11 protein-coding genes are annotated in these 12476 nt (G+C 67.7%); 8 read left to right on the top strand and 3 right to left on the bottom strand.

The window, feature by feature from the left end; all coding sequences use genetic code 11:
* The 4 genes from JHC79_RS20630 to JHC79_RS20615 all read left to right on the top strand — a co-directional run.
* Positions 1 to 1355, top strand: a 1355-nt coding sequence (locus JHC79_RS20630) for an ABC transporter family substrate-binding protein (protein ID WP_296394355.1), incomplete at its 5' end; no start/stop codon positions are given.
* 57 nt (positions 1356 to 1412) lie between these two features.
* Positions 1413 to 2027 carry a hypothetical protein gene (locus tag JHC79_RS20625; protein WP_296394353.1) on the top strand — a complete coding sequence of 205 codons (615 nt, stop codon included), beginning with the start codon at positions 1413 to 1415 and terminating at the stop codon, positions 2025 to 2027.
* 101 nt (positions 2028 to 2128) lie between these two features.
* Positions 2129 to 3163, top strand: coding sequence for a zinc-dependent alcohol dehydrogenase family protein (locus tag JHC79_RS20620; RefSeq protein ID WP_296394351.1), 1035 nt, complete (start codon positions 2129 to 2131; stop codon positions 3161 to 3163).
* 29 nt (positions 3164 to 3192) lie between these two features.
* Positions 3193 to 3969, top strand: a complete 777-nt coding sequence (locus JHC79_RS20615) for a DUF6585 family protein (RefSeq protein WP_296394348.1) — start codon at positions 3193 to 3195, stop codon at positions 3967 to 3969.
* Positions 3970 to 4001: 32 nt separating this feature from the next.
* Here the strand turns inward: JHC79_RS20615 and JHC79_RS20610 are convergent, their stop codons facing one another.
* From JHC79_RS20610 to JHC79_RS20600, 3 genes are all read right to left on the bottom strand, one after another.
* Positions 4002 to 4595, bottom strand: a complete 594-nt coding sequence (locus JHC79_RS20610; protein WP_296394346.1) for a TetR/AcrR family transcriptional regulator C-terminal domain-containing protein — start codon at positions 4593 to 4595, stop codon at positions 4002 to 4004.
* A gap of 25 nt (positions 4596 to 4620) precedes the next feature.
* Complete coding sequence (locus JHC79_RS20605) at positions 4621 to 6561, bottom strand: primary-amine oxidase (RefSeq protein WP_296394344.1); 1941 nt, start codon at positions 6559 to 6561, stop codon at positions 4621 to 4623.
* A gap of 74 nt (positions 6562 to 6635) precedes the next feature.
* On the bottom strand, positions 6636 to 8039 hold the full coding sequence (locus tag JHC79_RS20600) for an aminobutyraldehyde dehydrogenase (protein ID WP_296394342.1): 1404 nt from the start codon (positions 8037 to 8039) through the stop codon (positions 6636 to 6638).
* A 156-nt stretch (positions 8040 to 8195) separates the two neighbouring features.
* On the opposite strand from JHC79_RS20600, the gene JHC79_RS20595 reads away from it, so the two are divergent.
* The 4 genes from JHC79_RS20595 to JHC79_RS20580 all read left to right on the top strand — a co-directional run bounded on the left by JHC79_RS20595 (position 8196) and on the right by JHC79_RS20580 (position 12289).
* A complete protein-coding gene (locus JHC79_RS20595) occupies positions 8196 to 9716 on the top strand; it encodes a PucR family transcriptional regulator (protein WP_296394340.1) in 1521 nt (506 codons plus the stop codon).
* Positions 9717 to 9814: 98 nt separating this feature from the next.
* The gene (locus JHC79_RS20590) at positions 9815 to 10549 is read left to right on the top strand and encodes a GNAT family N-acetyltransferase (protein ID WP_296394338.1); all 735 of its coding nucleotides are present in this window, start codon (positions 9815 to 9817) and stop codon (positions 10547 to 10549) included.
* Positions 10549 to 10785: a hypothetical protein gene (locus JHC79_RS20585; RefSeq protein ID WP_296394337.1), complete on the top strand. Its 237-nt coding sequence runs from the start codon at positions 10549 to 10551 to the stop codon at positions 10783 to 10785. The genes JHC79_RS20590 and JHC79_RS20585 overlap by 1 nt, the downstream gene beginning before the upstream one ends.
* Positions 10786 to 10978: 193 nt before the next feature.
* On the top strand, positions 10979 to 12289 hold the full coding sequence (locus tag JHC79_RS20580) for an HNH endonuclease signature motif containing protein (protein ID WP_296394335.1): 1311 nt from the start codon (positions 10979 to 10981) through the stop codon (positions 12287 to 12289).
* The last annotated feature ends 187 nt before the right edge of the window (positions 12290 to 12476 follow it).

The raw sequence follows: 12476 nt of genomic DNA, 5'->3' as shown, positions 1-12476 counted from the left end.
ACATCGTCGAGTCCGAGGTGAACGGCAAACAGACCATCACCTACGACATCAACCCGAAGGCCAAGTGGAGTACCGGCCGCGCGTTCGACTATCGCGATCTCGTCGCGAACTGGACCGCGCAGAACGGCAAGGACACCGCGTACGAGGCGTCGTCGACCGCCGGATACGACCGGATCGAGTCGGTCGTGCGAGGTACCAGCGACCAGCAAGCAGTCGTCACGTTCTCGAAGAAGTTCGGCGACTGGCGAGGCGTTTTCTCGCCCCTGCTCCCTCGCGAGAACGTCGATACGGCTGACCACTTCAACAAAGCCGCGCTGACAACGTTCCCCGCCACTGCGGGCCCGTTCCGGATCAAGAACATCGCGGCCGGAGGCAAACGCGTTGTGGTCGAGCGCAATCCCGACTGGTGGGGCGAGAACAAGTCGGTGCTCGACACGATCAACTACATCCCGCTCGATCAATCCGCGGCCATCGGTGCCCTGCAGAGCGGTGAGATCGATCAGATGGAACTGGGTAGCGACGCCGACTCGTTCAAGGTCGCGAAGGGGATCCCGAGCGTCGACCTGCGGCAGAGCCTCGGTTACCAATACCGGCACCTCGATTTCAACGGCGCCTCAGGTCGCATCACAGCCGACAAGGCAGTCCGCTTGGCACTGATGAAGGCGATCGATCGCACCTACCTGGCGCAGGCCCAGCTGGGACAGATCACCTCCAAGCCGGCCGTTTTGGACAGCCACGTCTTCGTGAACGGGCAGAAGGGTTATCAAGCGAACAACGGCGACATCACGTTCAACCCGGATGAGGCGAAAAAGGAACTCGACGCCGCGGGGTGGACGATGTCGGGTGCGTTCCGCAAGAAGGACGGCAAGCAGTTGGATCTGCACGATGTCATTCCCTCGGGTACAGCGAACGCATCGCAAGAGGCTCAGATCATGCAGCAGAACCTGAAGGCGGTCGGTGTGAACCTGATCATCGACACAGTTCCCAGCGACGACTTCTTCAACAAGTATGTGCTCGTGGGCGCGTTCGACGTCACCCATTTCACCTGGGAGGGAACCCCGTTCACGTCCAGCAGCGACGGCATCTATCGGCTGACACCGGGAATCACCCTCCAGAACTACGGGCAGATCGGGTCGCCGCAGATCAATGCCCTCGCCGACACCGCCCTCACCGAGACCGATGATGCCAAGCGGCTCGCCGACTACAACGAACTCGACAAGCAGGTGTGGGCCGAGGGGCACAGCCTCACCCTGTTCCAGCGCCCGTCGACCTATGCGACGAAGAAGAACCTCGCGAACTTCGGTGCTCCGGCGTTCGGGGACCAGGACATGTCGAAGGTCGGGTTCCTGAAGTGAGTAGGGGCTGAGATAAAGGCTGGTCGGGGTTATCCCGCCGGTGTCGCGGCGACCACGGTGGTTGTCGCGGCACTGGCGTTTCCGGTCGTTCCCGAACTGAGTGTGCTCGTGGCGCTCATCGTCGTGGCCGTCTCTGCCTGGAAGCTGGGGCCGGCATGGCTTCTCGGACGGCGTGCTCGCCCGGATGCCGGTGAGTCGGTGTCCGTGCGACGTGTTCGTTTCGAACACCGGATGCGCTCACGCGGATACCTGGAGACCGACAGGAACGGTCGACGGGAATGGTGGCCGGTCTACTTCCACACCGGCCTGCTCGCGATCGCGCCGGATGCCGCAGCCACGATGACCACGCCCCGCGTCGGACGGACGGCGTTCGTCGTCGAGCCGGGTGTCGTCGCGGTGTCCGCCGGACGGGTGACGCGCAAGCAACCTCCGGGCACCCCGTTCGACGCCCCACGCCTCAACGACGCCGATGTGCGAGTGCGAGCGGCTCGGTTCGGGTCGCTGCGCCGTCGGGTCGTCATGGACTCGCCCGCGGCAGTGGCCGGTCCGGTGATCGGCGTGCTGTGGGTTCTCGCCTCCGGCGGCGGCATCGGTGATTTCCTCGCGGCCTCTCTTCTGGCCGCGGCCACGGCGGTGTGGGCGTCGGCGATCACCGGCAGCGACCCCAGTTGACCGGGCGGTGTGGCCGCTCGCACGTATGCACGCACCCGCATCCGTAATGTGGTCTCCGAGGCCGTACAACGCGCGGCCGATGACGTTCTAGGAGAACACACATGAAGGCAACGCTGATCTACGGCAAGGGCGACATCCGGATCGAGAACGTCCCCGACCCGGAGCTCAAGGACCCGACCGACGCGGTGGTCCGTGTCGTCCGCTCGTGTATCTGCGGCAGCGACCTGTGGCCGTACGGCTCGAAGAAGCCGTCGGACAAGGGCGCTCGAATCGGACACGAGTTCCTCGGCATCATCGAGGACGTGGGCTCGGAGGTGAGCGGGCTCAAGCGCGGCGACCTCGTCGTCGCCCCGTTCGTGTGGGCCGACAACACCTGCGACTTCTGCGCAGAGGGGTTGCAGACCTCGTGCCGCCACGGTGGCGGCTGGGGCATGGACGGCGTCGACGGCGGTCAGGGCGAGGCGGTGCGCGTCCCGCAGGCCCAGGGCACCCTGGTGAAGCTTCCCGTCGCGGAGGACTCCGCACTTCTCCCGTCGCTGCTCACGCTGTCGGATGTGTTCTCCACCGGACACCACTGTGCGGTCACCGCCGGCGTTTCCGCGGGCGACACCGTCACCGTGATCGGCGACGGTGCGGTCGGACTGTCCGCGGTCCTCGCCGCCACGCGCCTCGGCGCCGAGCAGGTCATCCTGATGGGCCGACACACCGCGCGTACCGACCTCGGTCGTGAGTTCGGCGCGACCGATGTCGTCGCCGAACGCGGCGACGAGGGCATCGAGAAGGTCCGCGAGCTCACCGGCGGCGACGGCACCCACAAGGTGCTCGAATGCGTCGGACACGAGGCCGCTATGGACATGGCGCTCGGCGCGGTCCGCTCCGGCGGCACCGTGAGCCGCGTGGGCGTCCCGCAGTACGACAAGGTGACGGCGGGCAGTCAGTTCTTCATGAACAACATCACGCTCACCGGCGGTGTCGCACCCGCTCGCGCCTACATCGAGGAACTGATGCCCGATGTGCTCGACGGAAAGGTCGAGCCCGGCAAGGTCTTCGACGTGACCATGAGCCTCGACGACGTCCCCACCGGCTACCAGCAGATGGCCGACCGGGAAGCCCTGAAGGTGCTCGTCACCCCCTGACGTGTGATGCCGACGGTATGGTGTCGCGCGTGTCGATCGAACCCGCACCGTCCACCGTCACCGCGGCCGCCGCCGACCGACAGCTCGGTCGACCGGTGGCGGCCTATCGGCCCGACCTGGCCTCGTCCGGCGCGCGGACGGCGCTCTGGGTGATCGCCGTGGCCGCTGCACTGCTGTTGGTGGTCGGCCTCACCACCGGTTCGCTGGTGGCGATCATCGTCGCGGTGCCGTTCCTCGCGCTGTTCGGCTACCAGGCGATCAGTCGCGAGTACGTCCGTGGCCGGGTGCAGGGGACCGCGCTGCACCTCTTCGAGTACGGCCTGGTCAAGACCGAGCAGGACGGCAGCGTGGCGCCGATGCGCTATGACTCCACCACCATGTGGTTCCGGTTCGTCGTCCACAAGCAGACGAACGGCTATGTCACCTCCCGCAAGTTCCACATGCATCTCACCGACCTGGTGACCGGCCGCGTCTGCGAGCTGTACGGCTTCGTCGACGGCCAGACGTGGAGCGACTCCATCCGGCGCGGGGTGTTCGACGCCCGGCAGCCGACCCTCGTGCAGCAGCTGGGCGAGGGACGTCCGCTCACCTTCGGGCCGCTGGTCATCAGCCCCGCCGGACTCGAGGCCAAGGGGAAGAGCGTGCCGTGGGCCGCCGTCCGAGACGTCACGGTCGACGGCGGCCTCGGCTCCATCGACATCCAGGGCAAGCGCCTGCCCTGGTTCGTCGCCACCACCGAAGAGGTCCCCGACTTCGACATCGCCGTCCACCTGATCCGCTCCGGGCTCCGGCCCGGGGGCAACTGAGGCGAGCGTCAGACGGCGACCCACGCCAACGCCTAGGCGCCCCAGCCGACGAGCAGCGCCGCAAGGCCTGCCTCGAAGGCGCGATGCGCGCGGTCCGGGGAATCGAGGTGGTCGAGTGCCTGCGCGAACGCGGGATCCATGTCGCCTGCGGCCTCCCAGACCTCCTCCGGCGCAGACAGGTCCAACGCCGATCCCAGGACGAACGCGTCGAGCACGGTGATCGCGTCGAGGACCTGCTGCGGAGGCAATCCGGCAGCGGTGAACGCCCGCGCGAGCGTCTCGTACATCGCCAGCGCGGCGCGGCTGCGGACGGTGTGGGTCGTCAACAGGGGGATGAGTCGGGGGTGCGCAGCGTAGGCATCCCGGTACGAGCGGGCGATCGCCGCCACCCGGTGCGCCCAGTCGCCATCCGTCTCATCGGGAACGAGGACCGCCGACATCGCGCGATCACGAAGGAGCTCCACGATCTCGGAGCGAGCGCCCACATGGTTGTACAACGATGACGGCCGGACGCCGAGAGCTGCCGCGATCCCGGGCATCGTGAAATCCCCGTTCGCGTCCACGGCGCGCAGTGCGGCATCGACGATCAGGTCCACCGACAGCAGAGGCGTACTCGGGCGTGGCATCGGATCAGCGTATCGATCCCCGGGTTCAGGTGTGGCAGTGTCCGCCCGGCGACGGGGCGACGTCGAGGGCCGGGTTGCGGTCGAAGAACCCGAAGGGCTTGAGCCAGAACGAGACCGTGTCGGCGGGCATGACAGGCCAGTCCTCGGGGCGGGTGATGTGGTGGACGCCGAAGACGTACCAGAGCACGACGTCGGTGTTGTCGATCGAGCGATCGGCCTTCGTCCACTCGCCGAGGCCGGTGTCGACCGACGACTGGTTGACGAACTCGCCCGCAGGCCAACGCTCCTCGGCGTTGTTGGGCGTGACCCACAGGGTGTGCCCGATGACCGTGGCCCGTTGGAAGATCGGTGACTCCGGCGCGAACATGGGTGGGATCGCGTCGCCCGGCACCAACTTGTACGACGGGTGGGTGCCGAGACCGTTGACCGTGTTGGTGTTGACCACCTTCCACGCCCGCTGCGACGCCCAGTTCATGTCCTGGCGACCCTCCGACTCGGTGCGCAGCGGGGTGTTCCGCTGGACCAGCGACAGCCCGTAGGGGTTGTCCGGACCGATCGGCTCGGCCTCGGTCTCGCTCATCACCACGGTGTTGTCGGTGCCGTCCACGTCGAGATCGAGACGGGCCACCAGGAAGTGTTGGTGGAAGGGCGCGTACGTGCGCTCGTCGACGAGCGTGCCGTGCGGGTGGGCGGCGCCGGGGGCGATCGGCGTGGTCACCATGATGCCGGTGGCGCGCACCTCGCACTGGATGTTGCCGTCCTGATAGAAGCGCCAGTAGACCAGGTACTCGTAGTTGGCGACGGTGACGTGGCAGGAGACCGTCAGCCGTCGCGTCCGTCGGACCTCGGCGCCCGCGTCGTGATCGACGTGCTTCCACAGCACCGCGTCGTCTTCCTCGTGGATGCAGATCGCGTTGGTGATCGTGTACGGCTCACCGGCGCTGTTGTGCAGTGTCGCATCGAGATACCGGATCTCGCCGAGGCAGTCACACCCCAGCTCCAGTGACGTGGTCATGAAGCCGAGTCCCCACTCGCCGATGTCGAAGGCGGTGCGACGGTAGTGGTCGTCGCAGTGGTCGCGGTAGGGAACCATCATCTCCGCGAACGACATCCGGTGCGCCACCGGACGAACGCGGTCGCCGTCGCGGTAGCCGACGGTGTGCAGGGTCATGCCCTCGCGGTGGTTGAAGCCCACCCGCAGCGACCAGTTCTGCCACTCCAGGCGGTTGCCGTCGAGGGTGAACGACGGTCCCTCGGGCTGGGTGATCTCCAACGGCTTGAGCGGCTCGCGCCGCGACGCGTTCCGGATGCGCTCGGGGATCAGCGACGGCACGTACTCACCCATCACCTCGGGCGGGTCGATGGCGCCGTCGGCGGAGTCGAAGCTGTCCTCGATGCGCAGCAGTTCCATCGCGTTGACGTCGATGACGCAGTGCAGACCGCTCACCGGGTGTGCGTACGGGTTCGCCCCCGGCTCCGACCGCAGCCAGGTGTCCGACCAGCCGAGTCGGCGGTCGCGGTACTCCTCGGGCATCACCGCGGCGCCGTAGGTCCAGGTGTCCATGAACACCAGGTCCAGGTCGGTGATCCCACGGCGGGCGAGCGCGGCGATGACGTCGGGATGCGCACGCAGGACGCGGTCGCACTCCTCGAACTCGTCGACGGTGAAGTTGGCCTGCACACCCGGGATGTGGTCGAACGATTCCACGGCGGAATCGGTCAGCGACACCACGGCCTTGTAGGTCGCGTTGCGGGCGCTGTCGAGGCAGGTCACCAGGGCCCGCCGCGCGGGTACGTCACCGGTGGTCTCGAACGCGGCGAGTTCGGCCTTGCCCGGCTCGGCCATCTCGATCGAGCAGAACCGCCAGCCGGCTCCGACGCCGTGCGCATCCCCGAGAAGCTGTGCCACCGCGGTGATTTCGTCGGAGTGCAGCGGATCGAGCGGGTGGCGTGCGGTCTGCGACATCGACTCACTTCTCTCGGGGAGGAAAACACGCCTGCGCGGCCGGGTTACGACCGCGCAGGCGGGGTATGGGGGTGTTACTCGTCCGAACTCATCACGTGCTTGAGGCGGGTGTAGTCCTCCACGCCGTAGGAGGAGAGATCCTTGCCGTAGCCGGAGTTCTTGAAGCCGCCGTGCGGCATCTCGGCCACCAGCGGGATGTGGCAGTTGATCCACACACAGCCGAAATCCAGTGCGGCCGAAAGGCGGTTGGCCGTGCCGTGGTCGGTGGTCCAGACACTGGAGGCCAGTCCGTAGTTGACGTCGTTGGCCATCGCGATGGCCTGCGCCTCGTCGTCGAAGGACTGCACGGTGACCACGGGACCGAAGGTCTCCTCCTGCACCAGCTTGTCGTCCTGCGCGACGCCGGTGATGACGGTCGGCTCGACGAAGAACCCCTTGTCGCCCTTGCGCTTGCCGCCGGTGGCGACCGTCGCGTGCGGTGGGATGGAGTCCAGGATCGACGTGACCTTCGAGAAGTGGTTGACGTTGTTGAGCGGCGGGACCTCGACCGAGGCGGTGTAGGCGACCAACTTCTCGACGAACGCGTCGTGGATCGAGCTGTGCACGAGGATCCGCGTGACCGCCGTGCAGTCCTGACCTGCGTTGAAGAAGGCGGCGTCGGCGATGGGTTCGACCGCCTTGTCCAGGTCGGCGTCGGCGAAGACGACGGCGGGTGCCTTGCCGCCGAGTTCGAGATGCGCGCGCTTGAGCTGCTGGGCGGCCGCGACGGCGACGGCGATGCCCGCGCGCACCGATCCGGTGATCGCGACCATGGCCGGAGTCGGGTGGCTGACCACGGCGGCGCCGGTCTCGCCGTTGCCCAGGACCACGTTGAGCACGCCGTCCGGCAGGATGCCCTTGCTGATCTCGGCGAGAACGAGGGTGCTCTCCGGGGTCGTGTCGCTGGGCTTGAGGACGATGGTGTTGCCGGCCGCCAGCGCCGGCCCGATCTTCCACAGAGCCATCATCAACGGGTAGTTCCAGGGCGTCACCTGTCCCACGACGCCGACCGGCTCACGGCGGACGTAGGAGGTGAACCCCTCCATGTACTGCCCGGCGGCCTTGCCCTCGAGCAGGCGGGCGGCGCCGGCGAAGAAGCGGATCTGATCGGCGCCGACGGTGACCTCCTCGTCGGCGATCTGCTGTTCGGGCTGACCGGTGTTGCGGGCCTGCGCGGCGACGATCCGATCCGAGTTCGCCTCGATGGCGTCGGCCAGCTTGAGCAGCGCGGTCTGACGGGTCTTGGGTGTGGTCTTGCCCCAGGTCGTGAACGCCTGCGTCGCGGCGGCCATCGCGGCGTCGACGTCGGACGCGGTCGAGATGGGCGAGGCCGCCACCACGGACTCGTCGACCGGGTTGACGATGTCGATGGTCTCGGTGGACTCGGACTCGACGAACGCGCCGTTGATGTAGTTCCGCAGGACGGTGGGGGAGGTCATTGCGCCGCGTGCCTTCCATCGGTGGTGTGACGTGCTGAACAGTCTTTCTGCTGGTCCGTGTCGACCGACCCTGACACTTTGTCCACACTCGCGTGCCAGACTATCCGCAATGGAGCGATCGAGCGGTGTTCACGCACGTCGGCGGGGGTGAGAGCGGTGGGAACCACGGTCGGATGGTTGCTCGACCAGTCGTCGCTGGCGCTGCGCTGTCACGGCGGCGTCGCGGGTCTCGATCGGGAGATCGACTGCGCTCTGACGTCGGAACTGGTCGACGCCGCAGAGTGGCTCTCCGGGGGTGAACTGCTGCTCACCACCGGCATGCGGCTGCCACCGGACACGGCCGGCCGTGCCGACTACCTGCACAGCCTCGCCGACGTGGGGATCGCGGGACTCGGATTCGGGACCGGCCTGGGTTACGACACGGTGCCCGCCGACCTCGTGGAGATCGCCGACGGGCTGGGGTTGCCGCTGCTCGAGGTGCCGCGACCGATCCCGTTCTCCGCCATCGCCCGGATGCTCCTGGATCGTCTGGCCGAGGAGCGCTACGCGCAGTTCACACGCGCCACCCGGAGCCAGCCCGCGATGACGCGGGCCATCATCTCCGGCGGTGTGCCCGGGTTGGTCACCGAACTGTCCGCGGCGCTCGGTCGGTCCGTCGCGTTCATCGACAGCGACGGGCAGGTCGTGTCGACGACGTCACGGGCATCCGCGGGCATCGGCGCGGACCGGGACCGCGCCGCGCTGACCCACGTCCGCGCGTTGATCGCCCGTGGGCCGATGTCGACGACGGGGGTCACGATCACCGCCGAGCACACCATCATCGTGCAGCGCATCACCGCCGGCGCCGGGGTCATCGGCTACCTCGCGGTCATCGGGACCGACCCGCTCGGTGACGTCCACCGTGTGCTTGTCGGGCACGCCGCGTCGTTGGTCACACTGCAGCATGCCGAGGCAGGCAACGTAGCCGCCGATCGTGCGGCGTTGCAGTCGGAGATCTTCGACCTGGCCTTGCGGGGGACTGCGCCGCCGACGTCGGTCGAACTGCTCGGACGCGCCGCCGATGCCGAGGGACTGGTGCGGGTCGCGGTGTACGAGTTCCGTTCCGCCGCGGTCGCATCGGCGGCGGTGCAGACCGTCGCCACCGAGCTGGCCGCGCGCTGGCGTCCGGTCTTCGCCCTGCAGCGTGACCGGGAGGTGGCGGTCCTGATACGCGGGGATGACGACGTCGCGGTGGTACGTGCGCTTGCCGGCGGGAACCGGATGCGGGCCGGGCTGGGGCCGGTCACCGATCTCTCCGGGTTGGTCTCGTCGGCCGGACAGGCGCGTCAGGCGGCACGCAGTGCGTCCGACGGTGAGGTGGTCGACCTGGAGACGACCGGCTCGGTGCTCGCCATCGACGCCGTGCAGGACGGGCTGCGGGGACTGCACGACGTGCGCCTGGGTCCGCTCATCGCGGTCCGGGAGTCCGGCGGAGCGGACCTGGTGGCCACGCTGCGGGGGTACCTCGAGGCCAACGGGCACTGGGAGACCGCCGCGTCGAGTGTCGGAGTCCACCGGCACACGTTGCGCCACCGCATCTCTCGTATCGAGGGGTTGCTCGGGGTCGACCTCGGCGACGCCCGCACCCGCGCCGAGTTGCTGTTGATCCTTCTCAGCGGTGATCGACCGTCGAGGTGAGGCTGGTGGTCCGTCGGTCGAGAATCACGTTGATCGCAACCGTGGTGACCGGTCGGCCGCGACTCCTAGCCTGAACCGGTGGACGGCAGGGGTATCGGGTGACGACGGACGCCGTGTCGACGCGATTCACCGCTGACGATCTCGCGATCCACCCGTTGGACGATCCGGTCCGGTCGTCCCTGCGTGGGGCGCACGCCCCCTTCGCCGAATGGTCCGGTCGCATCGCCCGGTACGACGACGAGGTCGCCGCCTTCGTGGGTCACCCACCGGAGCTCGATGATCAGGACTGGGCCGATCTCGCGACGCTCGTCGGCCCGTCGACCCGGGTCGCGCTGCGGGGGCCGTACGTCCCTCCGCCGGGCTGGCAGGTTCTCGGTGAGTTCGGGTCGGTGCAGCTCGAGGGGACGGGGTTGGCGGTGGCGCCCGATCCCGAGGCCGTCGTCCTGACCCGCGATCATGTACCCGCCATGCTCGACCTCGTCGCGCGGACCGAGCCCGGACCGTTTCGGGTACGCACGATCGAGATGGGCACCTACCTGGGATTCCTGCACGACGGCGAACTGGTCGCCCTGGCGGGTGAGCGCATGCATCCGCAGGGGTGGACCGAGGTCAGCGCCGTGTGCACCGATCCGCGGTTCCGCCGACGGGGCCTGAGTACCCGTCTCGTCCGGGCTGTCGGACACGGTATCCGGGCTCGCGGTGAGATCCCGTTCCTGCACGCCCGCGCCGACAACCGCGACGCGATCCGGCTCTACGAATCGCTCGGCTTCACCCTCCGCAAACGATCGGTGCTCACTGCGGTGCAGACACCGGCGGTCGATCCAGCGCGTTGATGTCGTTGTGGTCAACGCAGGTCGATCGAGGACGTGGACTCGCCGGCGGTGAACGTCTGCGCATCTGCGAGAAGCACCGGGGTGCGGGAGCATTGACCGCCCGGGTGATCCATCGTGATCAGCAGGTGGTGGTGACCCATCGCCCGGCATCGCCTTCGGGCCTGGCCATCCCGGGGTACCTCTTCGTCGAGACGCGGCGACACGTTCCGCGGCTGTCGTCGCTCACCGAGAATTGAGCACGCGACGCGGGTCCATCTCGACTGATCGAGAGTCACGTCCTGTGGACAACTCCTGCGAGGTCGTCTCTGGTGTCGGGGGTCGCGTGTATGGTGCGCCGCTTCGCGCATTGGCAGTGAAATACAGTCACGTTCAACAACATTCACTAAATTCAATGGTTGCACCTCGTTCGAACGTGTGTACGATGGAAGCATGAGTGGGGGAACACTTACCGACGTCGCCAACGCGGTGATCGATGAATACGGTTGCAAAGCAGAGGTTGTCGCCGACACCGACGACGAGATCGTGGCCGCGATCCGCGGTGCGGTCGCGTTGCGTGCGGTTGCCGACGACGTCTTGGCGCGGTTGACCGCACAAGCCGAACGTGTGGGTACCGCGAAGCGATCCGGTATGTCGTTGCGGGAGTTGCTGTGTGCGAACGGGGTGGCGCCCGCGGTCGCCTCCCGGCTGATCCGCCTCGGGCGGGCACTGCAGGTGTTGCCGCGGCTGGCGCGCCACAGTCGTGACGCATCGATATCGGCCGAGCACCTCGACGCGGTCGCCCGCGGAGTCGACCACGTCGTACACCGCACCGGCGAAGCAATCGACGCGGCCGCAATCGATGAGCTGGAGGGCGCTCTGATCGGTCAGGCGGTTGCCGGGACCACACCCGCAGACATCGTCGAACGAGCACGCGCCGTCGCCATCGAGATCACCGCCGACAAGTCCGACGCCGGCGCCGATGTAGACCGGGTACCGCCCGCCGAGGACGCGTCCATGAACGAGTTGGATTGGCGCACCGGTGACGACGGACGGCTCCGAGGCGCTTTCGAACTCGACGCCCTGACCGCCGAACGGTTGATCACCGCCCTCGACACCGCATCACGCCCACGCCCCGAACCCGACGGCACCGACGACCGCCGAAGGGCCACCCGCCGCCGCGCGGATGCTTTCGCACAGCTGCTGGAGGCCGGTACTCGCGGACTGGCACCGGATGCGTTGTCCGGGCCACCGCGCACCGAGATCATGGTGACCATCCCCGTCGAGATCGACACCACTGCCTCCGTCGGCAGCGTGGGCCCGGCATGGCTGTCCTGGATGGGACCCATCACCGAACTGTCCGCGAAACTGCTGTCGTGTGACGCACGGTTGGCCGGCATCGGACTCGACCTCAACGGCGCACCGGTCTCCGTTGCCGCGCCCGAGCCGCGTTTGTTCACTGGCGCCGCCCGCACAGTCGTCTTGCTCCGCGACCGCTGCTGCATCAAATGCGGGGCACCCGCCTCCTGGTGCGACGTCCACCACATCATCCACCACGCTGACGGCGGACCCACCACCGTCGACAACGGCTGCCTGCTCTGCCGGTCGTGTCACACCGCCGTCCACCACGACGGCTGGGACATCGTCATGGGCCGCGACCGCCACCCCTGGCTCATCCCACCTTCCACAGTCGATCCGCAACGACGACCGCTGCCGAGCTACAACCGACGAACCCTCCGACTCGACGACCCCATAGCCGCCTGACCAGCCAAGACCACACCACAAACCACCCGAAAACATGCACCCGCCCCGCGGGACCGCATCAGCTGTTTGACAACTTCACAGTGTGACGGCCCAACGGGCGTACGTAGTGTCGATCGGACCACCATCGGATGTGACTGACGGGAGAGACATGGACCTGCAGCTGGACGGCAAGCGTGCAATCGTCACC

This window comes from Williamsia sp., from assembly GCF_016462415.1.
Lineage (GTDB): Bacteria > Actinomycetota > Actinomycetes > Mycobacteriales > Mycobacteriaceae > Williamsia_A.
Note: the sequence above shows the minus strand (reverse complement) of the source record. Positions and strands in the feature narration are given on the sequence as shown.